The following is a 23,459-nucleotide window of genomic DNA, read 5'->3' as shown; positions in this document are numbered from 1 at the left end:
GATCACAACCGGAAACACGGCTTCAAAACATTGGGGATGTGAATCTACCCAAATGGGGAGTGTCGCAGGACCGATTCGGGGGGAGTGCGTCATGAAGGACTCGAACCTTCAACCCGCTGATTAAGAGTCAGCTGCTCTGCCAGTTGAGCTAATGACGCGGCGAGCGGGATTAGTAGGCGTTGCCGACGCGGGCGGTCAACCGTTGGCGGAGGTTTCTTCGTCTTCGTCGGGGCGGGTGTCGACGTAGCCGGTGCGGGCCATGAGTGATTCGCGGCTCAGCCAGGTCGCGTCGAAGCCTTCGACGCTGGCCCCGCCGAGTAGCCCGGTGCGGAGTTGTTCGTCGGCCCGACGGAGAAGGCCCGCCTTGCCGGTGTCGTTTTCGTAGATGGTGTTCACGTCGTTGACCTTCACGGCGGCGGCCATCATCGCATCAGGCAGCGGGATCCCGCCGACGTCGACGCCGGTGCTCCATAGCAGGATGAGGTTGGCGGTGAACGCCGAGCCGGCGGTGCCGGCGTCTTCTTCCGACACACCCTCGAGCTGCACCGGGGCGTAAACACTGACCTGTTCGGCGGTGCTGGCTTCCACGCCGGCGAAGTCGGACTCGGCGATTTCCCCGGCCCGGGCGACGGCGGCGAGCATCGCTTGTGTCTTCTTCCAATCTTCGACTACCTGTGTCCGCACCGGTTCGAGGTCCGTCGCCGGTTCGCTCTTGGCCGCATCGGTAACGCGGAACAGGTAGTAGTTCTCACCGGCCAACTCCTGCAGCGGGTCGGACGGGGTCAGCAGGGGCAGGCCGGTACCTTCGCTGGGTGTGCCTTCGAGGATCACCTCGTTGGTGATCGCGGCCTGTGCGAAGGAGCGGAGGTTCTGGATGTTGCCGGTGAACGCGCCGCCGATGCCGTCGAGGCGTTGGAGCTCGGTACCACTGCGGAACCGATCCGCGAGGCTCGTGACGGCCGGTCGGACATCGAACCGTTCCTCGGCTTCGTCCGCGAGTTGTTGGAGGTATTCGAAGCTGTCGAGGTTGTCGATCGTGGCCACGTCACCGCCGCGCTCGGCGGCACGGTTGGCCTGGGCGTCGGCGGTCATTTGATTGCGGAGCAGGTCGATGATCTTGACCAGCCGTTCATCGACCAGGGGACGGATGGCGGCTTCGCGGATGTCTTCCTGCACCGACTCGGGCAACTCGCCATAGGTCGTGCCCGACAGATCGGTCGGTTCGTCGGCCGACGGCTCGGGGAGAGCGGGGCCCAGCGGCTCGGTCTCCGTTTCGGTTTCGGGTTCGGCGTTGGCTTGGTCCACCGCCGCCGCCCAGCGGTTGCGATCTTCCTCGTAGGTTTTGATCGCTTCCTTTTGCCACTCGAAGTCGGTCTTGCTCGCCACGATGGCGTCGCGGACATCGGCCCGAGCGACGGTGAAGTACTGAACCTTGGCGCGGTTCTGCAACCGATAGCCGACGCCGAACGGGTTGTCCTTGCCGACCTGTCCGGGGTTCTGGTCGGCGTACTTGTTGAAGAACGCCGTCAGGTCCGCGTCGGTCGGCTCGCCGACGGTTTCGAGGAACGGCTCGGCGTCGATCAGGTGGTAGTCCGTCGTGAGCAGCACCGCCGACCGGACGGCCTGGGCTTCGCGGAGCGGCTTGCTGATCTTGAGCGATCCCCCGGCAAGCAGGGCACGGAGGTTTTGCAACGTGAGTAGATCGGCGACCGCGCCTTGGAAAGCGAGCTTGGTCTGATCATCTGCCTCCGCGTAGGTCACGAGATCGGGGCCGACGGCGAACTTCAGGATGTCCTCGGTGATCGTGCCGTTGATCATGTCCTGGGTCGGCACGATCCCACGCTGCTCGGCCTCGATCATCGCCAGCAGCAGCAGCAGCGGATCGGAAGAGAACTCGCCGATGCGTTGAATCTGCGATTCCTGCGGCACCGTCGGGAAGAGCGTGATCAGCGCCGGTACGCCGCCTTGTTCGCCGACGGGGATATACAACGAGTTGAGCCGGCGGAGTCGGGCTTCGGCGTTGTTCAGGTCCTGCGTGGTCAGGCCCATGCCGCCGGGGATTTCGCCGACGCTTGGGCCGCTCCCGCCCTGCAACGCGGCAGGGGGGAGGATGAAGACGATCATCAAACCGACCCCGACAAAAATCAGGATCTTCTTGCCGTGGTTTTCGAGCAGGCGGTACATGGAAACGGATCGTAGGACTCGACGACCCGCCGGGGCGGTGTTTGAAGTCGATGCCCACAGCCCGACCCGAAATCCATGTGGGTCACATGTCTCCGAGCTTCCGTTCGGCGACGGCGGCTTCGTCGCTGGCCGGGTACTCCTCGGCGACCGCTTCGTACAACTGCCGGGCCGTGGCCGTCTCGCCGATTTGTGCGTGAAGGTCGGCGACTTTGAGCAGGGATGCCGAGACGTGCGGGGCATCGGGGATCGACTCGAAGTGAGCGACGACCTTCATGTAAGCCAAGGCCGCGTCGAGGATTTTCTGGCGGTCCTGACCGGCGCGGGCCTCGGCGATGTTGGCCAACGTGAACAAGGCAGACGCTTGCTGGCGGGGCAGTGCGAAGAGCTTGGCGTTGTCGTTGATCGCCGCGGCGGCTTCGTCGAGATCGCCGCTGTCGAGCGCGAGTTGGGCCTGACTGAGCTTGAGGTCGGCCAGTTGGGCCGTGCCGAGCCCGCTGCCGTCGGCATCGCCGGCGAGGACGGTGAGCCGCTCGATGATCTTCGCGGTCTCGGCGTTGTCCTTCCGGCCACGCTCGACGTCCAGCAGCAACGACAGCAACGCCTGCTCCACCTCTTCCGACGGGCGGCGGGCCAGTGCTTCGCGCAGCTCATCCGCAGCCTCGTCGAGTTGCCCGATCTTGTTCGGTGCGGCCGGCTTGCGGGTGGTCGCTTCCGTCGGAGCTTGCTCGGCAAGCACGACATAACCGGCCACCGCGTCCTCGAACCGACCGACCTCCATGGCCGCGGTCATCAGCCGAGTCGCCGCGTAACGTTTCATCCATTCGGGGAATCCGCCGCGGATCGTCTTGAGATAGCCGTCGGTCGCTTCGCCGAACTTTCGGCTGGTGAACGCGATCTCCGCTTCGTTGAACCCGCGCTGGCCATCAAGTTCGAGGCGGGCGACCTCATTGATCGGTCGCGTCGACTCACGCCCTTGGCTGTTGCGAAACCGTAACTCATCCCCGTCGATCCCGATCACCTCGACCCGCGCGAACGAAAGCCCCGTCGTGGTGTACACCGTGTCCGCTACCGCCAGCGCGGCGATCGACAAAGAAACAACTGCGGCAAGAAGTGTGCGACGAAGCATGTCACGATCGTACCCGCGAACCATGAACGGGACGAACAACGGGACCGGACAATCGATCTGCAAGTGCAGCAGGGGAGACTCGAACTCCCACGGGTTGCCCCACTGGTACCTAAAACCAGCGCGTCTGCCAATTCCGCCACTGCTGCGGGCGTGGTGCAACGGTAGGCCGGCTGTCGCGCGGTCGATTCGGTGTGCGGATGTCGTTACAACATGCGCGTGAAAATCGGTACCTACTACTACCCGGAACAGTGGCCGCGTGATCAATGGGAGCGCGATCTGGACAACATCGTCGCCGCCGGCCTGCAACTGACACACTTCGCGGAGTTCGCCTGGCACGCGCTGGAACCGGAAGAAGGGCGGTACGAGTTCGGCTGGCTCGATGAAGCACTCGACCTGTGTGCCCAGCGGAACCTGGAAGTGATCCTGTGTACGCCGACGGCGGTCGTGCCGCAGTGGCTCTTGCAGAAGAACCCGGAGATCCTGTTCCAGTTCTCCGACGGGCGACGCATCCGCCCCGGCGGTCGTCGGCACTACAGCCCGACCTCGCCGGTGATGCTCGAACACACCGACCGCATCGTCGGCAAGATGGCCGAGCACTTCGGCGATCGTCCCGGCGTCGTCGGGTGGCAGATCGACAACGAACTCTCTGGCAGCGGTATCTTCGACTACTGCAAGGAAACGTTCGATCAGTCCGAACACACCCACGTCGCGTTCCGCAAATGGCTCAAGGAAAAGTACGGCGACATCGAGACGCTCAACGCCGCGTGGGGCAACCAGTTCTGGCGGACCGATCGCACGAACTTCGAGCAGATCCGCATGCCGCTGGACCGTCGGCCGGACTTTGCCAACGGCCACGCCACGCTCGACGCCAGCCGGTTCTGGTCGAAGGTCTGGGCCGACTTCACGCGTCGCCAGGTGGACCTGCTCCGCCCGCACATCGGCGACCGGTTCACCACGACCAACTTCATGAGCTACCACGCCGACCTCGACCCCGAAGACGTTAGCGATGTGCTCGACGTGACGGGCATCGACGTGTACCCGGTTGCGTCGTTCGACGGGCCCTACGAGACCGAGGCCGAGTACCGCACTGCCGACCCGGCGATGCTCGACACCGTGTACAACCACATGGCCGCGAGCAACGCCGGGAACCGCTGGGCATTGCTCGAAGTGCAGCCGGGGCAACTCAACTGGTCGGGCGTTGCCAACCGTCTCGCACCGGGCGCGACCAAGCTCATGCTTTGGCAGGCGATCGCCAAGGGTTGCGAGTTCATCACCGTTTATCGCTGGCGGCAACCGCTCTGGGGCGGGGAGATGCACCATGAAACCCTCGTCAAGCACGACGGCGTCACGCTCTCCGACGCGGGGATCGCGTTCAAGGAGGTCGCCGCCGAACTCAAGGCGATGGCCCCGGAGAACAACGCGACCTACGAACCGCTGATGGTCGAGCCGGACGGCCCCGTTGTCGGCATCGCGCATGAACTCGATCAGCAGTGGTGGACCATGACGGTCCCGCAGCAGGAGGGTTGGTCGCAGTCGGGCTGGGTGCAGCGCTGGCACGAATCGGCGGGCCGGCTCGGGCTGGACACGAAGATCGTGCGCCCCGACGGCAGCAACTGGGCCGACTGCCCGGTCGTCGTGTTGCCGGCGGTGCAGATGATCGAGGACGACTGGCCGGGCAAGTGGCGGCAGTACGTCGAAGCCGGCGGGCATTTGGTCATCACCTGCCGGACGGCGTGGCAGAACAAGCTCGGGCACATCCACGAAGCCAAGCTCGCCGAGCCGATCCACGATCTCATCGGCGGCGAGATCAAAACCTATGACGGGCTACCGGTCGGCAACTACGAACACGTCGAGATGGGCGGCACGCGGTACGATTGGCGGATGTGGTCCGAGCAGGTCGAGCCGACCGACGCGGAGGTCTGGGCACGCTATGCCGACGGGCTCAACGAGGGCCGTGCCGCGGTGCTGAGCGCGAAGCGTGGCAAGGGGCGGGTGACGTTCCACGGTGTCTACGACCGTGGGCCATTGTCGCACGCGGTGATGCAGCGTGTCGCGGATGCGGCAGGGTTGATGACGTCGCCGTTGCCGCCTCGGGTGCGGGTGTACAAACGAAACGGCTGGACGGTCAGGATCGACGCGAGTTCGATCAAGCCGAGCGTGGAAGTGATACCACCCTCATGACCGAACCGCATTGCGGAGCAACGCAACTTGGCGCTGAAACTGCTTCGATTGCGCTTAGCTACGTTGCTCCGCAACGCGGTTCACCCTCAGTGCAACGCCGCAGCGCTCTCGTCGAGGTCGACGGCGGCCGTCTCGTCCTCCGGCAGACGCAGCGACTCGATCATCGCTTGCACTTCCGGTTCAGGTGGCTTGCAGAAGGGCATCAGGCCGAGCGTCACCGCGAAGTTCACCAACATGCCGATGGTGCCGATGCCCTTGGCGTTGATCCCGAAAATCCACGGCTCACGCAGCCAACTGCCCGGCTCGCCGAAGAGCAGCGCCGCGGTCTCCGTGCCGAGGATGTTGTCGCCGGTCTGCGTGAGGATGTAGAAGCCCGTGAACGTGATGCCGACGACCATGCCCGCAACGGCGGGGATGGCGGAGAGGCGTTTGGTGAAGATGCCTAGCACGATCGCGGGGAAGAACGACGCCGCCGCCAGGCCGAACGCGAACGCCACGACCTCGCCAACGAAGCCCGGCGGGTTGACGCCGAAGTACCCGGCCACCATGACCGCCAACGCGATCACGATCCGCCCGACCAGCAGGCGCTGCTTCTCCGACGCCTGCGGGTTCATCACGCGGAAGTACAGGTCATGCGCGACCGACGAGGAGACGACCAACAGCAACCCGCTCGCCGTCGAGAGTGCCGCCGCCAATCCGCCGGCGGCGATGAACGCGATGATCCAGTTCGCGAGGTTCGCCATCTCCGGGGTTGCGAGCACGATCAGGTCCGCGTCGGGTTGGAACTTCGCGCCCAGTTCGCGCAGCTGTGTCATGGCCGAATCCGCGCCGCCGCGTTCGATCACCCAGCCGGTCGGGTCGGCGTTGATCGCGTCGCGCGTCTCCGGCGGCAGGGCGGAGATGTTGAGCAACTCGTTGGTCTCGTCGGCGGCGTAGCGGACGGTGCCGTCGCCGTCGAAGTCGACCCACGCGATCAGCCCCGCCGACTCGTTCCAAGACGTGTACCACTGCGGCAACTCCTCGACGCTGCGCCCGTTGAGCCCGGCGACCGGGTCGATCATGTAGTACCGCGCGAACGCACCGACCGCCGGCGCGGTGAGGTAGAGCATCGCGATGAACAGCAGCGCCCAGAACGCCGACCATCGCGCCGCCGCGACGTTCTTCACCGTGTAGAACCGCACGATCACGTGCGGAAGTCCCGCGGTGCCGGCCATGAGCGCGACCGTCACGCAGAACACGTTGAGCATCGACCAGCCCGATTGCGTGAACGGCTCGGTGTAGCTGCCGAAGCCGAAGTCGGTGTTGATCTGGTTGAGCTTGTCGAGCAGATACGGTCGAGCGGGATCGACGGATTCGAGCACCTGGCTGCCGAGGCCGACCTGGGGGATGGGGTTGCCGGTGAGCTTGATGGAGATCGCGATGGCGGGGATGAGGAACGCGGTGATCAGCACCCAGTACTGGGCGACCTGCGTCCAGGTGATGCCCTTCATCCCGCCAAGGGTGGCGTAGATGAAGACGATGACCATGCCGATGAATACGCCTTGCTCGAGCGAGACGTCGAGGAAGCGACTGAACACCACGCCGACGCCTTTCATCTGGCCAACGACGTAGGTGAACGACACGAAGATCGCGCAGATGACGGCGACGAAACGCGCGATGTTCGCCCGGCTCGGATAACGATCGCCGATGAAGTCGGGCACCGTGTAGCTGCCGAAACGCCGCAGGTACGGTGCGAGCAGCAGCGCGAGCAGGACGTACCCGCCGGTCCAGCCCATGAGGTAGACGCCGCCGGCGTAGCCGCTGATCGAAATCAGCCCGGCCATCGAGATGAACGATGCGGCGCTCATCCAGTCGGCGCCGGTGGCCATGCCGTTGGCGATCGCCGGGACGCCTCGTCCGGCAACGTAGAACCCCTTGGTGTCCTTCACCCGGCTCAACCACGCGATGCCCAGGTACAGGGCAAAGGTCAGCCCGACGAAAATGTACGTCCACGTTTGTGTACTCAAGCGTCCGGCTCCTCTCGCGGTGGTCTCGCCGTTGTTGGTGCCGCCGAGCGGTGGCAAGTACAACGTAAGTGGATTTGCAACAATCACAAGTTACCGCGACTCTCGGCCCACTGAACCAACGTCCCAACATCCTGTTCCTGATGACGGACCAGCAGCGGTGGGACGCGCTGGGTTGCGTGTCGTCGCACATGCGCACGCCCAATCTCGACCGATTGGCCCGGCGGGGCGTGCGGTTCGAAAACTGCTACACGACCGCTCCGCAGTGCGTGCCGGCACGAATCAGTCTCGCCACCGGGCTTTACCCGCACACAACCGGCGTTTGGAAAAACCAACCGGTGTGCCTTTCGCCACGCTGCCCGACGTGGATGCGAGTTCTCCGCGAAGCCGGCTATCGCACGAGCCTGTTCGGCAAGACACATCTGCACGAGCACGGCGGCGACCTGCGTGAGCGTGAGCATTTGCTTCACGCCTACGGCCTCGACGACGTCGACGAGATCGGCGGGCCGCGGGCCAGCGCGTCTCTGTTGAGTCACATGACCGCGCGGTGGGAGGCGTTGGGTTTGTGGGAGGCGTATCGCGCCGACTACGCCGATCGGTTCGCGACGAAGCCGCATGTGGTACGGCCGACGGTGCTGCCGGACGAGGAATACGCCGATGCGTACGTCGGTCGGCGAGCGCGGGAGTACCTTGCCGACTACGACCGGGGGCAGCCGTGGATGTGCTGGGTGAGCTTCGGTGGGCCGCACGAGCCGTGGGATACGCCGGCGTCGTGGGCGAAGAAGTTCGACCCGGCCGACATGCCACGGCCGACGCTCCGGGCGGGGTGGATGTCGCAAGGAGACACGACGCTGTCGTCCCTCTGCAAGCACTGGCCGGATGGTTTTGACGCTGATGACGTTGCGGCGATGCGTGCCGACTATGTCGCCAACGTGGCGTTGATCGACGACCAGATCGGCCGACTCTTTGACGTGCTTGAGGAGCGTGGCGAACTCGACGACGCGGTGATCGTCTTTACCTCCGACCACGGCGAACATAACGGCGATGCCGGGCTGATTTACAAGGACACGTTCCTCGACGGCTCTGCCCGGATCCCGATGATCGTGAGCACCCCGGACGGTGCGCGAGGGGCGGTGGCGTCGACGCCGTGTGAGCTGATTGACGTCGGCCCGACGCTGTGCGCCGCGGCTGGCGTCGAGATTCCGCACCGACAGTTCGGCCGTTCGTTGCTGCCGGCGGCGTCAGCGCCCGATGCGTCGGTCCGCGATCACGCCGTCAGTGAGTTCGACGGCGAACTGATGCTCGCGACGCAGGATCGCAAGCTCATGCTCGATCCGCGCGGCGAGCCACATGCGTTGCTCGACCGTCGCGACGATCCGGCCGAGCAATGCAACCTTCTCGGCACCGTGGCCATGGACGAATTGCTGGGCGCGTCGCGCCGCTTTCTGATGAGCACCCAATTGCACGAGCCGCGCGAGATTGTCGCGCGGCCCGAGGACTTGGTGCGGCAGGCTGGAACTACTGCTTGAGCGCTGCGTGCAGATATGCGTAGAGCGCCGTCTTGCCGCCCATGGTTTGCTGGGGCGTGAACTCGTTGTTGCAGAAGCAGAACCAGTTGTCCCAGAGGGCTTCGCCGTGGGGCCAATGCTCTTCCCAGGCGGGATAGCCTTTGTCGCTCATCCAGCCGGGGTTGGCCATCCAGCTTTCGCCCCATTCCTTCTGGTTCATGTAGGGCGTGTGGCCGGGGTGAACGCCGGGGAAGCCGTCGTTCCGACCGGAGGTGTACGCCTCGACGATGTACGGCTCTTCGGCACCGGTCATCAGGATCAGGTTGAGCGGGTTGCGACCCAGCGAGTAGTCGGCCTCGGCGAGCAGGGCGGCGAGGATCTCGTTCTGCTTCGCTTCGTCGATGTCGCCGTAGCGATGCGCGAGCATGAGCGGGCTGACTTCGATGACGGTCTGGAACCAGCCATAGTCGCTGTAGCTGCTGCGGCGTGACGGGAAGTTGGCGTTGGGCTTGAGGTGCTTGTTCTCGGCGTCGTCGACGATGACCTGCTTCACGGCTTCGAGCACGTCGGGGTGGCCGATTTCCCGTTCACCTTCATCGGCGGCGGAGAGGTATGCCAGTGCGGCCCATGACTTCATGAAGTCCGGCTTGCCGATGAGCGAGCCTGTCTCGTCGATCTCGAGCAGCTCGACGTAAGCGTCTTCGTACTTCTTTTCGCCGGTGAGCTTGTAGAGGTACCCGGCCGCCATGGCCCGGAGATCCCGGCCGCGCATGCCGCTGTTGCCGACGTGGTGCATCGTGTCGAGGTCGCCATCGCCGCCGCGCTCGTAGGCGTCCAGTGCCGTGGCGAGGTAATCGTCAGCGAGTTCGGATTGCCCGGCGAGCCGATAGGCGTCGGCGAGCATCGCACACATCGCGGCGTTGGCGTGAGCCATCCACGGCGCGGCGGCCGCCTGGTAGGCGTGGGTGTGTTCCTTGACCGGGTTGTTGATGCCGAAGCTGAAGTTACCGTCGCCGTCACGGAGGCGACGCCAGTAGTCAGCTTCGTTGGCCGCCGAGTCGAGCAGGTCGGGAATGCCGTTGCCACTCTCGGCGATGTTCAGGTCATCGTTACCGAGCTGCTCCGGCATCATGGTGTATGGCAGCAGCAACTCGAAGACGATGTTGATGTGCTGGAAGCGTCGGTCCCAGTCGAGCGCGTCGGAGTGACCGCCGTAGGCGTTGGGGTTGTCGGGTGAACCTTCCTCGACGTAAGCGGACCAGTCCTTGTTATCCCACGGGTCGCCGCCGAGGCTGTTCCAGTCGGGATGGTTGGGCGACATGGTGGTGCGGATGACTTTGAACCCGGGAGGGTCTGCGGGGATGCCGGCGTCATTGCCCTCGGGGATGAACCGCGGCTGCCGCGGCGGGGGCATGTCGTCGCCCATCACGGCGGTCTTCGCATCGGTCATCGGCTCGCCGATCCGCATGTAGTAGAAGCCAAGCACGCTCGTCGCGAACGGCTCTTCGTACACGTTCGGCTCGATCACGAAGTCTCGGCTCGCGCCCACGCCGTCAACGACCAGTCGGAAGGTGCCTTCGCCCTCGAAATCGGAAAAATCGCATGTCCACACGGGCGAGCCGGTCAAGTCCCAGTTGCCGTATTCCTGGCCGCGATCCGCGTGGAACGCCACGGCCCCGACCTCGATGAGTTCTTCGGTCTCGACGTTGTAGAGCGAAACCGTGTTGCCCTCGTAGTCGGCATAGTCGCGCGGCCCGCCATCGCCGAGGAACATGTACAAGTCGGCCGACTTCATGACCGTCTGCGTCGGGTCGTAGCCAATGAGGTTGACCTTGATCGCCTCGCTGACCGACGCGGTCGGCTCGTAGGTGAAGGTTGCCGACTGCTTGTCGGAGTTCATGTTTTCGAACGAGACGGTGTAGGTGTGTCCCGGTTCGAGTCGTTCCGGCAGTTCGAGGAAAATGGTGTGCTCGAGCGTGTACTCGGGTTCGGGCCATTGGCCGGGCACGCCGTTGACCTTGGTTTTGCGGAACGCGTTGACCGGCTGCATCGCGCCCATGCCGCCATCGGCTTCGAACACGATCGAGTAGTTCGTGACGTTCTGGGCCGCGTCGACGTCGAGCGGCGGGTCGTGGCGGACGACGGTGTCGACGCCGTGTGACTCGTGGCCCTTGAACGCGTCTTCGCCCTTGCCGTCGTCGGAGCGGAGTACATCGCCGTCCTCGAAGTGGAGCATGACATGCCGGTCGTCGACGGGGCGAACTTCGACGAGCTTGGCACCGTGGGCGGCGGAGACGAACGAGGTGGCCGCGACGATGGCGGCGAGTTTCAACGAATGATTCAGCGAGAGTGTCATGGGTTCCTCCTCAGCGGCCGTGGACTCGGACGCGGTACTTTCGATCGATCAGCGCCATGCCGATCGCGTAGACAAACACGAGCACAACGAAGACGGCGATCGCGCCTTGCTGTGCGAACCAGAAGCCCAGCGGATACCCGCCGAGCTTGATGGGCTTGAGCACGTCCGCGAGCAGAATGCCGAAGCCGAGGCCGACGACTGCCCAGATCGCGAGCAGTATCAGCGACAGCGTGATGGTCGAACGCCAATGCCGTTGGCCGGCCTCATCCTGTGTCATGTCGGACCTCCTCGGGGCCAAATGTAAAGGTAATCGTAAGCGCTTGCAAATCGCCGGCGTGTCGTGGCCGTCGGTGTCGTTTTGCCGCAGGGTAACGGCTTGCGGACATTTTTGGTCGGCAGTCCGTTGCGTTATGCTCGCCGCCCCCGAGGAAACCCATGTCTGACAACATCCAATCGTTCGAACAGGAAAGCCGCGTCTTCGATCCGCCGGCTGCGTTTTCTTCCAGCGCCCACATCAAGTCGATGGACGAGTATCGAGCGCTCTGGCAGCGGTCGATCGACGATCCGGACGGCTTCTGGGGCGAAGTCGCGCAGACGTTCGATTGGATGAAGCCGTACGACAAGGTCTGCGAGTTCGAAGCGCCTGATGCCAGGTGGTTCGTCGGCGGTCAGACCAACATGGCCCACAACTGTCTCGACCGGATTATCGCCGAGGGCAAAGGTGACAAGACGGCGCTGCTCTGGGAGAGCGAGCCCGTCGATGACGCCGGCAAGCCCGAGGTCCGTGCGATCACCTATGGCGAGCTCAAGAGCATGACCTGTCGCATCGCCAACGGGCTCAAAGCGTTGGGCGTGGGCAAGGGCGATGTGGTCACGATCTACATGCCGATGATCCCGGAGGCCGTGGCGGCGATGCTCGCTTGCACGCGGATCGGCGCACCGCACTCGGTCGTGTTTGCCGGCTTCTCCGCCGGCGCGATCGCCGACCGCATGAACGACGCCGGCAGCAAAGTCATCCTCACCAGCGATGGCTCCTACCGACGCGGCAAGGTGCTGCCACTCAAGACGACCGTCGACGAAGCGCTCGCCAACGTCCCTCACGCCGAGAAGTGCGTGGTGTTCAAGCGGTGCGGCAACGACGTGCCGATGACCGATGGCCGCGACTATTGGGACAGCGAGTTGTTCAACGCCCAGCCCGACGACTGCGCCGCCGAGCCGATGGACAGCGAGGACCTGCTGTTCGTCCTCTACACCAGCGGCTCGACCGGCAAGCCCAAGGGCATCATGCACACCACCGCCGGGTACATGACTTATGCGTACCTGACGACCAAATACACCTTCGACATCCACGAGGACGACGTGTACTGGTGTACCGCCGACGTCGGCTGGATCACCGGGCACTCGTACATCGCTTACGGGCCGCTGCTCAACGGCTCGACTTGCCTGATGTACGAGGGGGCGCCCAACTACCCGGAGTGGAACCGGTTCTGGGACATCGTCGAGCGTCACAAGGTCACCGTGTTTTACACCGCCCCGACCGCGATCCGTGCGTTCATGAAGGCCGGCGTCGAGCATGTCGAGAAGCACGACCTTTCCTCGCTGCGCATGCTCGGCACGGTCGGCGAGCCGATCAACCCTGAAGCGTGGATGTGGTACCACGAGCACATCGGCGGCGGGAAGTGCCCGATCGCCGACACGTGGTGGCAGACCGAAACGGGTGGTCACATGGTCACGCCCGTCCCTGGTGCGACGCCGACCAAGCCCGGCACCGCGACGCTGCCGTTCTTCGGCATCGACGCCGCGATCGTCGACCGGCAGGGCAATGAAGTCCCGCCCAACGAGGGCGGCCTGCTCGTCATCCGCAAACCCTGGCCGTCCATGCTCCGTGGTGTCCTCGGTGACCGTGACCGGTTCGTCAAAACGTATTGGTCCGACGTGCCAGGCATGTACTTCTCCGGCGACGGCGCACGCCGGGACGACGACGGCTACTTCTGGATCATGGGACGCATGGACGACGTGCTCAACGTGTCCGGCCACCGCTTGGGCACTGCCGAGATCGAGAGTGCGCTGGTCGCCCATGAAGCCGTCGCCGAGTCGGCGGTCGTCGGCATGCCTCATGACGTCAAGGGCGAAGCGGTGTGTGCGTTCGTCACGCTCAAGACCGGCTTCACCGCCGACGACGAGTTGACCAAAGTGCTCAAAAAGCAGGTCCAAACCGAGATCGGCGCCATCGCCCGCCCTGACGAGATCCGCTACGCCGAGGCCCTGCCCAAGACCCGCAGCGGCAAGATCATGCGGCGCCTGCTGCGCCAAGTTGCCGCCGGTAAGGAAGTCACCGGCGACGTCACCACGCTCGAAGACTTCAACGTCGTGCAGAAACTCCAGGGCGGGGGCGATGGATGATGCCTCGGCTACGCGAGCGGCCAGCGGATGTTTGGTCAGGGTTTCCCTCACGACCGGAAGCGGGTGACTTTGTGAACATTTTCACAAGGGCTTGTTTCCGGGTTGCCCTCTAGGTGATAGGTTTTTCACATGCACTATCCGGCCATTTTGCTCTTCGGGCCGCCGGGGTCGGGCAAGGGGACCCAGGGGCGGGTGCTCTCGGCGATTCCCGGGTTCTTCCACTCCGCGACCGGCGACATCTTCCGCTCGCTGGACCTGCACTCCGAAGCCGGGCGGATCGCGTGGGAGTACTCCTCGCGCGGCGAGCTCGTGCCCGATGCGTTCACCGTCGACATCTGGAAGCAGTACATCCGCGGCATGGAGCTGATCAACCGCTACCACCCGGAGTCCGAGGCGTTGGTCCTCGACGGGATCCCGCGCAGCGTCGAGCAAGCTCGGTTGCTCACCGACACGATCGACGTCCGCCGGATCATCTACCTGCGGGCCGACAAGGAAAAGATGGTCGAGCGCCTGCGGCGTCGCGCGCTCAAGGAAAACCGTGTTGACGACGCCAGCGACGACGTCATCCGCAAACGCCTTGACGTCTACGAGCGTGACAGCAAGCCGCTGCTGGACTTCTACGGCCGTCAGCTGGTCAGCACCGTCGACGCGACGATGAACCAGATTCGAGTGACCCAGGCGATCATCGACATCATCGCGCCGATCAAGGAACAGCTCGACGCCGAGCACGATGCGGCCGACGAACTTCGTGAGATGAGCCGCAAATAACGCGGGGCCGTTTCGTCGCCTACTTGTTCACCCGTTCGATGTACGACCCATCGGAGCAGCTGACGCGGATGAGTTGGCCGGCCTCGATGAACGGCGGGACCTTCACGACCAAGCCGGTCTCCATCGTGGCGTCCTTGGTCTGGTTGGTGACGGTCGCGCCCTTGATGCCGGGCGGGCACTCCTTGACCTCGAGCTCGACGTTGTTGGGCAGTTCGTAGGTGACCAATTCCCCTTCGAGGAAGCTGGCGGTGATCTGCTCGTTGGGCTTGAGGAACTTGATGTCGTTGCCGATAACATCGGCCGGGATGGTGGACTGCTCGTAGGTCTCGTTGTCCATGAAGACGTAGCCGGTGCCGTCCTCGTAGAGGTATTCGACGGTGCGTCGGTCGAGGTTGGCGGTCTCGATGTCGTCGGTAGCACCGACGCGCTTGTTCTGGATGGTGCCCTTGCGGACGTCGCGCATCTTGAACTGGACCTTGGCCCGCAGGTTGCCGGGCGTGTTGTGGTCGGCTTCGGTGATGACGTAGAGGTTGCCGTCGATAATGACGGCCTGTCCTTTTCGGATGTCGCTGGCGCGCATGAGATTCTGTCCTTGGAGCTTCGAGTTTGGTCCTTTGCGTCGGAACCGCGTAAGTTCCGACGGTATCGCTGCCGCTCACCCAGGACAAATGACCAAGGACCAAGGACGACTCTCGGCGTTTCCCATCGCCATGTTCCTCGCGGTGAGCTGGACGTGGGTCATCGGCATGCACCTGCCGACGGTGCTCATGCGGGACATGGGCATCGGTGCGTGGCTGGTGTTCGCGCTGCCCAACGTCATCGGTGCGGCGGCCATGGGGCGGCTCGTGCCCTCGGCCGAGGCGTCACACGAGATGGAAATGCATCACGGCAAGGTGATGCAGGCGTTCGCCATCGTGACCGTCGCGTTTCACGTCTACTTCGCCGTGGCGATCCTGCGGCAATGGGTCGGCGAGATCCCCGCACTGGTCGCGGCGGCGGCGCTGGTGCTTTGCGTGGTTCGGCCGGTGTTTCCCGACCTCAAGTCGGCCATGCGTTGGTCGCCGGCGGTTTGGCTGGCGTCGGTGTTGCTCGTCGGCGTCGCGGTGGGCATCGGCGGGTTCGAGAAGGTCAACGCCTTTGCGCCCGGCGGCGAATGGGTCGGGCTCGGCATCGCGTGCCTGTTCGGCTTCGCGCTATGCCCGTACCTGGACCCGACGTTCCACTCGGCCCGACAAGCCGCCGGGGTTCGGGGGCCGCAGACGTTCGCGTTGGGCTTCGGCATCTTCTTCCTCGTGATGATCGGCGGGACGTTTCTGTGCGCCTCGATCATCCTTGACGGTGTCCCGCGATGGGCCGTCGCGTTGCTCGGCGGGCACGTCGTCTGGCAGTCGATCTTCACCGTCAGCGTGCATGTCCGCGGCATGACGGAACTGCACCGCCGGACGTGTCCGGGTGCGTGCGCGATCGGTGGCTTTTCGCGGCCGATGGCGGTCGGGCTGGCCGGGGCGGTGTTGCTTGCACTCGTCGACGGACTCGCAACGTGGTTCGTCGAAGTACCGGGGCGGTACGACTTGCCGGAGATCGGCTACCGCGTGTTCCTCGGCTTCTACGGGTTGATCTTCCCGGCGTACGTCTGGCTCGCCATGTTCCGACGCAACGCGCCGCCGACCCGCATCATCTGGATCGTGTACGCGGTCGTGGTCGTCCAGGCGTTGCCGTTCTTCGCGTACGGGTTCCTCGGCGGGTCGATGATCTGGGTCGGGGTCGGAATGGTGCCGGTGTTGCTCGGGAAGCTCGTTTTGCGTTCAGAGCAGACTTGAGAAGTCGGCGAGGTAGACGCGGCGCGTACCGGGGAAGGCGTTGAACGCGACCCACGTCCATGTGCGATCCCAGGCCGGGTGCGGGTCGACGCGGAGGATGCCGCCCTGGGGCGTTTTGCTCGGGATTCGGGCGATGCAGGTTTCTTCGTTCGTGTGCGTGTCGATCCAACGCAGCGGCGTCGTGCCGTCGCCGAAGGCGCGAGACTCGTGGGCGTAGACGTCGGTGAGCACATGCCGGTCGTCGGGGTGAACGGTGGGGTGTCCCGAGCCGTTGTCGAGTTCGGAGATCGCACGCAGGTTGGACCCGTCCAAGTCGACGCGACACAGGGTCATCAGCTCTTGCTCGATCCTCAGGTTGAGCGAGAGGGCGTTGCCGTCGGGGTGCCAGTTGATGTGGTGGCCGTCCTTGTCCCATTCGTCCGGGCCGACGCCGAGCTGCAGGTCCGTGCCGTCGGGTTTGCAGGTCAGGACGGCGTAGCGGGTCTGGCCGCGCATGTCATGGACGCCGAACGCGTCGGCCCCGTGCGTCGCCGAGTACCAACGCATGGTGAACAGCACGCGTTCGCCGGTGGGCGAGAACTTGGAGTGAAACCCGTACACGCGGAACTTCTCCGGATCGGTCAGTCCGAGCGGCTCGGCGAACTTGTCCGCCGCATCGGCAAGACTCACGGCGAGCGTGCGGGTGTTGGCCTCGACGTCGGTGATGAACAGTCCGTCGTCGGCGGGTGCGCCCTCGTTGAGCGGGACGGCGTCGTTGGGCAAGGCGACGCCGTAACCGCCCTGGGTGCGACGCATGGCTTTGGGGTTGGTGCCGCAGATGAGTCGGCCGTCGGGGCTGGCGTGATAGAGCGGGCCGTCGATGCGTCGGCTTTCGCCGGTGTGCGGGTTGAGCAGCACTGCATGGGGTGTCCAGTCCGACGTGTCACAATCGGAAAACAGCAGCGCGTCGTCCGAGCCGCCCCAGTTCACTTGCGCCCCGAGCTGCGGCTCCCAGCCCTGAGTCTGGGCGACGACGCGCTCGGTGCCTTCCCGCAGATCGACGACAACGATCTCCGCCACGTCGCCTGGTTTGGGCGTGCGCTGCTCTTGCGGCAAACGCGTCACCGCCAGATACCGCCCGCTCGGCGAGACCGGGGACGTGTCGAAGAACCGGTGCAGGTAACGACCCTCGCCCGGCGTCACGCACCAGATCGGAACCTTCGGTTCAAAATCGGTGTAACGCGGGAAGTGACGGTCCAGTTCGGAGGCGGTCGGCATGTGCCGAGCATAACGTCGCCGCCCCATGCCCGAAGTACCCTGGCAGCTACAAATCTTCATCGCCCAGATGGGCACCAGCGGCGTGCTTTGGACCGCCGTTTACGTGCTGATCATCGTGGCCGGTGCGAAAGACAAAGCCTGCGGGATGCCGCTCGCGGCGCTGTGTGCGAATCTCGCTTGGGAGTTCATCTACGTCTTCATCTACCCGCACCCGTGGTACCAACTGCCGGCCGACGTGTTGTGGCTGACGCTCGATTGCATCATCGCGTACCAGGCGGTGCGGTACTTCAACGCGAACCACCCGCGGCTCGAGCTTTGGCAGTTCCTCGGCATGTTTGCCGCGGGGCTGGTGACGGCCGGGTGTGCGATCGGGTTCATCGGCAACGCGTTCGACGATCCCGACGGCGTTTATGCCGCGTTCGCGCAGAACCTGATGATGAGCATCCTGTTTGTCGGCTGGCTCGCCAATCGTGCGGGGCTGCCGGCGCAGCGGTTGAGCATCGCGATCCTCAAGATGCTCGGCACCCTCGCGGCAAGCTCGGCCTTCGTCACGTTTGTCTTCACCGATCCCGAGCAACAGGTCCGCAAGGCACCGCTCACGCCGCTGCTCGCTTTCCTGTTCACGGCAACGCTCGTGTTCGACTGCATGTACATCGCCGGCGTGTGGCGCCGCAAGCGGCGGATGACGTCCGCTAGTGCCTGATCGGGACGGACACGCTTTCGCTCGATCGGTCCCATAGATCGACGGTGGTGACGCGCACCGATGTCGTCCCTTCGGGTACCGGGCGGACAAGTGTCGTGCTGATCGGAAACACCGGGCTTAGCGAAACGAGTCCGTCGGGCGTGGCCGCTTCGACGAGATAGCCACGGAGTCGGCGCGGGTCGCCGGCGTCGGTCCAACGCACCAGCACCTCGTCGCCGTGCAGCCCGTTCACGATCCGGGCACGTACGTCGCCAGGCACCGGCGGACCATCCATCGGCTCACGGCTCAGGATCACCAACGCCATCCCGTGCATCGGCACCTCGATCTCGATCGGGCCGTCCGGCACGTCGGCGACTTCGACGTCGACCTCTGCCGCATCGCGCATGGCGGCGAGCAACTCGGCGCTGGGCGTCTCCGGACCGTCGGCCGCGTCCCACATGCGTTTCGGATGGGTGCGCTCCTGATCAATCCGGCGGATCGCCAGCTTTGACCACGCGTCGGTGCCGCTGGCGATGTCGAGAGTGACAGTGGCGTTCCCGGTGGCTGACGAGTCGTCGGCATGATGCGTGACGAGGATTGCCAAGTCGCCGGCCGGGGTAATCGACGCGAGGCAAAACACACTTGCGGCCGGGTCGGACGACTCGACGGCGACGGTCCGGTTACCCAGCAGCGCCATGAGCGTCATGCCTTCGAGCACTGGCTTCTTCACCATCGAAACGCCGACGATCTCGTCGTCGACGGTCCGTGTGAACGGCACCATCACCGACCGCTGCCCCCAATCGCCGAGGAAGCCGTGGTCGTTGCTCATCAGCGCGAAGTCCGCATCGCTGCGCACCATTTCGTCGAGTTGCCGGTGGACCAGGCGGGCGACGAACGTGGGGTAGTACGAGTCCGTCCGCCACGCGTAGCGGAGCGTCCAGCCGACCCGGGGGTCGCATTCGTTGTTGATGAACGGCAGCTCCGCCAGCCGCGGGTGGTGCTCGACGAGGTAGTCATGCAGTTCGCGTTGGCCGTCGAGGATCTCGTCCATGGATGGGTCGGCGGGCTTGGTCGTGTACTGCCCGCCCTTGACGTGGACCGAGATGAAGTCGCACCGCGGCGGCGACTGTCCGGTGAGGTGGTTCGTCCCCGTGTCCAGGTGCTTCATCAGCTCGACAAACATCACCGACAGCTGCTCGGCCGTGCCCGGCCCGCCGAAACGCAACGCCGGGTCGGCGTCCATCAGGCCCGCCGAGGTCGCGTCGTAGTAGCGGATCAGCCCGACGGCATCGTCTTCCGCCCACGGGTGGTTGAACCACGGCGTGACGTCCGGCTCGTTCCAAACCTCGAAGTACCACGACCGCACCTCTTCGCGCCCATGCCGGTCGATTAGGTGCCGGGCCAGGTCGCGCACAAGCCGCCGCCACAGATCGACCTGCACCGGGTCGCGCATGTCCGTGAACGCGTAACCGTCCGGGCTGCCCATGACCTCGAAGAACGGCCGAAGCCCCGCGTCGAGCATCGTGTCCAACGCGTGGTCCAACCCGGACCAGTCATAGGTCGGCGCGTCGGTGTCCATGCCCTGGACCCGTACGAGGGTGAGCAGGTCATGCACACGCGCCAACTCGAAGCCGGCGAGCGGCACACCGTCGAAGTGCGCCAGCTGCACCCGCATGCGTTCATCGGCGAACTGCGTCGGCGGTGTGAAGCCCGTGCTCGTCCAGAAGTGCGGCAGCGCGCCGGTTTCCCGCGATGGGTCGATGGTGAACCGAACTTGCTGTGCACTCGCGGTGTTGGTCCCGCCCAGAAGCGCGAGCATGACCGCAAGGCACACCGACCGGATCGAGAACGCTTGAAACATCGCGTCAACAATACCGGCGGAGCGTGTTAGGCGGGATCAACCAAAACGGAGGCGCCACCGGCACGGCCGGGCCGGAGCTACTCGCCGATTTCCTGGACCTTGTCGATGCCGTAGTTCACGTCCTCCTGCGCGCCGTCGATCGTGTTGCAGCCGACCTGAACACCGGCGGTCAGGAACAGTGCGAAAACGAACAGGAGTGCTTTGCGGGTGTGTTTCATGGGAAAATCCTTGAGTTCTTGGTGCGAAAGCCGTCGGCCGTACGGATGGACCTAAGCCGATGCAAACGGTACAGCCCGCACGGTCGTCACCGGAAGGTCGGAAAATCGGATTCGCGGCCTGTTCCGCTTGCTCGGGACCCGGCTGTATACGTCGATGTAAGCCGTATGAACGAAGAACTCACACCTCCGTGCTCCGCCGCGTGGGACAGCAAGCGCCGTAAGCGGCGTCGCTGGAACACCGCGGCCGGTGCCTTCACGATCGCGCTGTTGAGCGTGAGCGGGCTTTACTGGGTCAAGAACCCACCGGCCAGCTTCACCGGCAGCGTGTCGCCCACGTCCGCCTCGGCAGTGCCGCTCGATAGCTGAACTAGCCCTTGGGACCTTCCGGGGGTTTGCCGTTGACGGTGAGCTGCGCGTTCTTGCGTTGCGGGTGGCCGAACCAACTGTTGACGCCATCGGGGCCGGGATAATGGTGCGCGAGTGTGTCGGCGACGCCGGCCATGTCGCCGTCGTGCGGGGTCCAGCCGCCCTTGATGTCGGGGAAGTCGATGCTGCAGTTGTCGCACTTCTCCGGCGAGGCGTAACGAATCGGGCACCAGAAGCTCTCGACGTTGCGGAGCATCTCCGATCCGAGCGACCACACGCCGGTCATCCAATCGCAGTACAAGCACCAGATGCGATCGGCGCCGACGAGGTTCTCATGCTTCTGGCGGCTGACGGCGATCCAGTCGGCGGCGTTGTAGCGGGGGAAGTTGGTCAGCCAGATCAGCGGCGGATACACGAACCACTCCGCGAGCCGGATGAGCGCAAACACCGGCACCGCCCACGCCGTCCACCAGACCGCGACCGTGTTCCGCACCGGCCCGACGCGAGCGTTGAGCACCTTCTTGATCCGCGGCCCCTTCATCGCCTCGGGGTGCGCGAGTTCATGTGCGCGCATCCAAATGATCATCGCCACGCACTGCGCGACTACGGCCAGAACGAGGTAGCCCAGGGCCATGTGCCAGCCACCAAGCACTGCGCCGACGATCAGCCCGGCGATCTGCGGGAACACGGTGAGCGTGAACACGACGAGGTCCAGCCCCGGTGCTTTGCAGAGCCAGTCGGAGAAGCCGCGACTGAGGCGCGGCGCGAGGTGCAACAAACCGACGACAAGGAGGATCGCGACGACGGTCGCGACAAGGAAGATGGAAGCGGCGAGCATGTGCGACGAGTGTACCGATGCTGCTCAAGGTGCAAGGCGACGCCAGGTTCGGAAACGTGACGGTTTTGCAGCGGGTCAGGCTTGGCGTTCGACGTCGTGGGCAAGGTCGTGTTCGTGCGCCTCGGCGTTCTTGCCGACGTGGCCGTGATCGACGCCGTTGGCCTCGCGCTCGACTTGCCGTTGGATCCGCGTCCGCGCTTCGTCGAGGTCTTCCTCCTCCGCGACCGGGCCTTCCTGTCCTTCCGACGCCGTCGGCTCCAGTGCAACGCGAATCAGGATCGGAAAGTGATCGCTGCCCACTTCGGGGAGCCGCTTCATCTCGATGAGTCGAAAGTCCGGACTGACTAACACATGATCCAGCGGAAAGCGCACCCACCAGTGGTGGGCGTGGAAGCTGTTGAAGAGGCCGCGTCCGCGGCGGGGGTCGAGCAGGCCGCTGATTTGTTGGAAAAGCTGCGTCGTTCGGCTCCAAGCGACGTCGTTCAGATCGCCCATGACGATCGTGGCACGCTTGCCTTTGTCCTCGCGTCGCTTGGCGATCCGGCGAGCCATCACAATCAGCTCCGCGTCGCGCGGGGCGCTGCTGTCGCTCTCCTGCGGGGCCGGCGGACGCGGGTGCAGGCAGTGGAAGTGAACGCGCTCGCCGCTGCGCAACTCGACCTGCCCGTGGATGCTCGGGATGTCGTCTTGAACCACATGTTCGACCGCGGCGTCGTGCAACGGCAGTCGGCTCCATAGCGCCATGCCATACAGGTTGTCGCGTGGCTCGGCGATTGTGTGCGGGTGTGACTCGCTTAGCGCTTGGCCGATTTCGTCGACCCACCGCTGGTCCGTCTCGGCACACGCGATGATGTCGACGTCGAGGTCGCCAATGACGTCACGCCACCGCTGGTACGCGTCGTTGGGCGTGAGCACGTTGCTGATGACGATGTTCAGCGCGTGTGCATCGTCGGCCGACGTGTCGGAGCGGCTTACGTCCTGCTTCGCCCACTGGAGATACGGCCAGACCCAGTGAAGTTGCCGCAGCATTACCAGCAGCAGCACCCACGGGACAATCCACTCCCACCAAGCCAGCCCGTCATGCAGGGCCGCGACCACGAAGTAAAGGACAAAAGTGATCGCCGCGAAGGCCAGCGCCTGGATGCGCGGAAAGTCCCACATCCGCAGCGGCCAGTGCGGCAGCGGTAGCTCGGCAGCAACCGTGACCCATACCCAACAGATGGTCAGCACCGTCAGCACCACCGCTGTGATTTGCAGAGCCAGATCCAAGACGCCCAGCGTCGTGCAAACCTCGCGCCGTCCGCAACGGATGAACCCGCGGAACGCCCACGGCTTCAGCCGTGGGTCGCCGGACGTCATCGCAGACCCACGGCTAAAGCCGTGGGCGTTGATTCACTTGTCGCGCGCCAGCCTTTGGATGTTCGGTACGATCCCCGCCAGGCCGCCCCGGGCGACGACGCGGTTCAGCTCGTCCGGCGACATCGTCCCATCAAGGATCTGCGGTAGGCACACCCGAAGCGCCCGCGCCGGCCGCGCCCAGCGCCGCTCGAACCGCCACGCCAGGAAGCACAGCAGCGCGACGACCAGCACAAGGCCGGTGCCTGTGGCGGCGGCGGTGACGGCAAGGCAACCCCCCGCGATCACGCCGCCGACGATCTTCTGCCGATGACGCCGCTGCAGACGCTCGGCCGGTGTTTCGTTGGATCGATCTGGCATACGAAAACGATCGAATTCGATTTCGTGCAATGCCAACACATTTTGCGGCCGCGGGGGGGGGGGGGGGGGGGGGGGGCCCCCCACACCCCCCCCCCGCCCCCGGGGGGAACCCCCCCCCTGTGCGGGGCCGGTGCCCGGGGGGGGGGGTGGTCCACCTTCTCCCCGCCCTGCG

General features: G+C 64.8%; 19 protein-coding genes and 2 tRNA genes. 7 read left to right on the top strand and 14 right to left on the bottom strand.

Translation table 11 applies throughout. The annotated features are described in order from the left end of the window. Positions 1–85: 85 nt before the first annotated feature. The 4 genes from AAGD32_10595 to AAGD32_10580 all read right to left on the bottom strand — a co-directional run bounded on the left by AAGD32_10595 (position 86) and on the right by AAGD32_10580 (position 3,456). A tRNA-Lys gene (locus AAGD32_10595) sits at positions 86–158 on the bottom strand. A 37-nt stretch (positions 159–195) separates the two neighbouring features. After that, positions 196–2,184 (bottom strand): hypothetical protein, encoded by a 1,989-nt coding sequence (locus tag AAGD32_10590; protein MEM8874693.1) that lies wholly within the window; start codon positions 2,182–2,184, stop codon positions 196–198. 82 nt (positions 2,185–2,266) lie between these two features. After that, complete coding sequence (locus AAGD32_10585; protein ID MEM8874692.1) at positions 2,267–3,310, bottom strand: hypothetical protein; 1,044 nt, start codon at positions 3,308–3,310, stop codon at positions 2,267–2,269. A gap of 64 nt (positions 3,311–3,374) precedes the next feature. Beyond that, positions 3,375–3,456, bottom strand: a tRNA-Leu gene (locus AAGD32_10580). Positions 3,457–3,526: 70 nt separating this feature from the next. Here AAGD32_10580 and AAGD32_10575 point away from each other — a divergent pair. Next, positions 3,527–5,491: a beta-galactosidase gene (locus tag AAGD32_10575; protein MEM8874691.1), complete on the top strand. Its 1,965-nt coding sequence runs from the start codon at positions 3,527–3,529 to the stop codon at positions 5,489–5,491. Positions 5,492–5,577: 86 nt separating this feature from the next. Here the strand turns inward: AAGD32_10575 and AAGD32_10570 are convergent, their stop codons facing one another. Continuing rightward, positions 5,578–7,497, bottom strand: a complete 1,920-nt coding sequence (locus AAGD32_10570; protein ID MEM8874690.1) for a sodium:solute symporter family protein — start codon at positions 7,495–7,497, stop codon at positions 5,578–5,580. A 68-nt stretch (positions 7,498–7,565) separates the two neighbouring features. Between AAGD32_10570 and AAGD32_10565 the strand changes: the two genes are divergently transcribed. Further along, on the top strand, positions 7,566–9,023 hold the full coding sequence (locus tag AAGD32_10565) for a sulfatase-like hydrolase/transferase (protein MEM8874689.1): 1,458 nt from the start codon (positions 7,566–7,568) through the stop codon (positions 9,021–9,023). Here AAGD32_10565 and AAGD32_10560 read toward each other — a convergent pair. Further along, positions 9,013–11,358 (bottom strand): glycoside hydrolase family 9 protein, encoded by a 2,346-nt coding sequence (locus AAGD32_10560; protein MEM8874688.1) that lies wholly within the window; start codon positions 11,356–11,358, stop codon positions 9,013–9,015. The genes AAGD32_10565 and AAGD32_10560 overlap by 11 nt on opposite strands. A 10-nt stretch (positions 11,359–11,368) precedes the next feature. Beyond that, positions 11,369–11,635: a DUF4212 domain-containing protein gene (locus AAGD32_10555; protein ID MEM8874687.1), complete on the bottom strand. Its 267-nt coding sequence runs from the start codon at positions 11,633–11,635 to the stop codon at positions 11,369–11,371. 158 nt (positions 11,636–11,793) lie between these two features. On the opposite strand from AAGD32_10555, the gene acs reads away from it, so the two are divergent. Both acs and AAGD32_10545 read left to right on the top strand, forming a co-directional pair. After that, positions 11,794–13,761 (top strand): acetate--CoA ligase, encoded by a 1,968-nt coding sequence (gene acs / locus AAGD32_10550; GenBank protein MEM8874686.1) that lies wholly within the window; start codon positions 11,794–11,796, stop codon positions 13,759–13,761. A 129-nt stretch (positions 13,762–13,890) separates the two neighbouring features. Beyond that, positions 13,891–14,529: a nucleoside monophosphate kinase gene (locus AAGD32_10545; protein MEM8874685.1), complete on the top strand. Its 639-nt coding sequence runs from the start codon at positions 13,891–13,893 to the stop codon at positions 14,527–14,529. Between the two features lie 19 nt (positions 14,530–14,548). On the opposite strand, the gene efp is transcribed toward AAGD32_10545, so the two are convergent. Continuing rightward, the gene (gene efp / locus AAGD32_10540) at positions 14,549–15,109 is read right to left on the bottom strand and encodes an elongation factor P (GenBank protein ID MEM8874684.1); all 561 of its coding nucleotides are present in this window, start codon (positions 15,107–15,109) and stop codon (positions 14,549–14,551) included. A gap of 88 nt (positions 15,110–15,197) precedes the next feature. Here efp and AAGD32_10535 point away from each other — a divergent pair, with 88 nt between their 5' ends. Then, on the top strand, positions 15,198–16,349 hold the full coding sequence (locus AAGD32_10535; GenBank protein MEM8874683.1) for a hypothetical protein: 1,152 nt from the start codon (positions 15,198–15,200) through the stop codon (positions 16,347–16,349). On the opposite strand, the gene AAGD32_10530 is transcribed toward AAGD32_10535, so the two are convergent. Then, on the bottom strand, positions 16,335–17,606 hold the full coding sequence (locus AAGD32_10530; GenBank protein ID MEM8874682.1) for a hypothetical protein: 1,272 nt from the start codon (positions 17,604–17,606) through the stop codon (positions 16,335–16,337). The genes AAGD32_10535 and AAGD32_10530 overlap by 15 nt on opposite strands. Positions 17,607–17,631: 25 nt before the next feature. On the opposite strand from AAGD32_10530, the gene AAGD32_10525 reads away from it, so the two are divergent. Next, positions 17,632–18,309: a hypothetical protein gene (locus tag AAGD32_10525; GenBank protein MEM8874681.1), complete on the top strand. Its 678-nt coding sequence runs from the start codon at positions 17,632–17,634 to the stop codon at positions 18,307–18,309. On the opposite strand, the gene AAGD32_10520 is transcribed toward AAGD32_10525, so the two are convergent. Together AAGD32_10520 and AAGD32_10515 are read right to left on the bottom strand one after the other, a co-directional pair. Next, positions 18,299–20,107 (bottom strand): hypothetical protein, encoded by a 1,809-nt coding sequence (locus tag AAGD32_10520; GenBank protein ID MEM8874680.1) that lies wholly within the window; start codon positions 20,105–20,107, stop codon positions 18,299–18,301. The two genes, AAGD32_10525 and AAGD32_10520, sit on opposite strands and share 11 nt — an antisense overlap. 119 nt (positions 20,108–20,226) lie before the next feature. Next, a complete protein-coding gene (locus tag AAGD32_10515) occupies positions 20,227–20,367 on the bottom strand; it encodes an entericidin (protein ID MEM8874679.1) in 141 nt (46 codons plus the stop codon). A gap of 165 nt (positions 20,368–20,532) precedes the next feature. Between AAGD32_10515 and AAGD32_10510 the strand changes: the two genes are divergently transcribed. After that, entirely contained in the window at positions 20,533–20,733 is a 201-nt protein-coding gene (locus AAGD32_10510) for a hypothetical protein (protein MEM8874678.1), read from the top strand. Position 20,734: 1 nt separating this feature from the next. Here AAGD32_10510 and AAGD32_10505 read toward each other — a convergent pair whose 3' ends face one another. The 3 genes from AAGD32_10505 to AAGD32_10495 form a co-directional block, all read right to left on the bottom strand. Then, positions 20,735–21,571, bottom strand: coding sequence for a hypothetical protein (locus AAGD32_10505; GenBank protein MEM8874677.1), 837 nt, complete (start codon positions 21,569–21,571; stop codon positions 20,735–20,737). A gap of 75 nt (positions 21,572–21,646) precedes the next feature. Continuing rightward, entirely contained in the window at positions 21,647–22,840 is a 1,194-nt protein-coding gene (locus AAGD32_10500) for an endonuclease/exonuclease/phosphatase family protein (protein ID MEM8874676.1), read from the bottom strand. Between the two features lie 123 nt (positions 22,841–22,963). Then, positions 22,964–23,317, bottom strand: coding sequence for a hypothetical protein (locus AAGD32_10495; GenBank protein MEM8874675.1), 354 nt, complete (start codon positions 23,315–23,317; stop codon positions 22,964–22,966). Between the last annotated feature and the right edge of the window lie 142 nt (positions 23,318–23,459).

The organism is Planctomycetota bacterium, assembly GCA_039182125.1.
Taxonomy (GTDB): Bacteria; Planctomycetota; Phycisphaerae; order Tepidisphaerales; family Tepidisphaeraceae; genus JBCDCH01.
This window is presented reverse-complemented; position numbering and strand designations above follow the sequence as displayed.

Bases quoted from the DNA above. Each gene is read 5' to 3' on its own strand.
- AAGD32_10520 (MEM8874680.1), bottom strand. From the start codon at position 20,107: ATGCTCGCGCTTCTGGGCGGGACCAACACCGCGAGTGCACAGCAAGTT.
- AAGD32_10510 (MEM8874678.1), top strand. From the start codon at position 20,533: ATGAACGAAGAACTCACACCTCCGTGCTCCGCCGCGTGGGACAGCAAG.
- AAGD32_10545 (MEM8874685.1), top strand. From the start codon at position 13,891: ATGCACTATCCGGCCATTTTGCTCTTCGGGCCGCCGGGGTCGGGCAAG.
- AAGD32_10590 (MEM8874693.1), bottom strand. From the start codon at position 2,184: ATGTACCGCCTGCTCGAAAACCACGGCAAGAAGATCCTGATTTTTGTC.
- AAGD32_10560 (MEM8874688.1), bottom strand. From the start codon at position 11,358: ATGACACTCTCGCTGAATCATTCGTTGAAACTCGCCGCCATCGTCGCG.
- acs (MEM8874686.1), top strand. From the start codon at position 11,794: ATGTCTGACAACATCCAATCGTTCGAACAGGAAAGCCGCGTCTTCGAT.
- AAGD32_10585 (MEM8874692.1), bottom strand. From the start codon at position 3,310: ATGCTTCGTCGCACACTTCTTGCCGCAGTTGTTTCTTTGTCGATCGCC.
- AAGD32_10530 (MEM8874682.1), bottom strand. From the start codon at position 17,606: ATGCCGACCGCCTCCGAACTGGACCGTCACTTCCCGCGTTACACCGAT.
- AAGD32_10525 (MEM8874681.1), top strand. From the start codon at position 17,632: ATGCCCGAAGTACCCTGGCAGCTACAAATCTTCATCGCCCAGATGGGC.
- AAGD32_10505 (MEM8874677.1), bottom strand. From the start codon at position 21,571: ATGCTCGCCGCTTCCATCTTCCTTGTCGCGACCGTCGTCGCGATCCTC.
- AAGD32_10535 (MEM8874683.1), top strand. From the start codon at position 15,198: ATGACCAAGGACCAAGGACGACTCTCGGCGTTTCCCATCGCCATGTTC.
- efp (MEM8874684.1), bottom strand. From the start codon at position 15,109: ATGCGCGCCAGCGACATCCGAAAAGGACAGGCCGTCATTATCGACGGC.
- AAGD32_10515 (MEM8874679.1), bottom strand. From the start codon at position 20,367: ATGAAACACACCCGCAAAGCACTCCTGTTCGTTTTCGCACTGTTCCTG.
- AAGD32_10555 (MEM8874687.1), bottom strand. From the start codon at position 11,635: ATGACACAGGATGAGGCCGGCCAACGGCATTGGCGTTCGACCATCACG.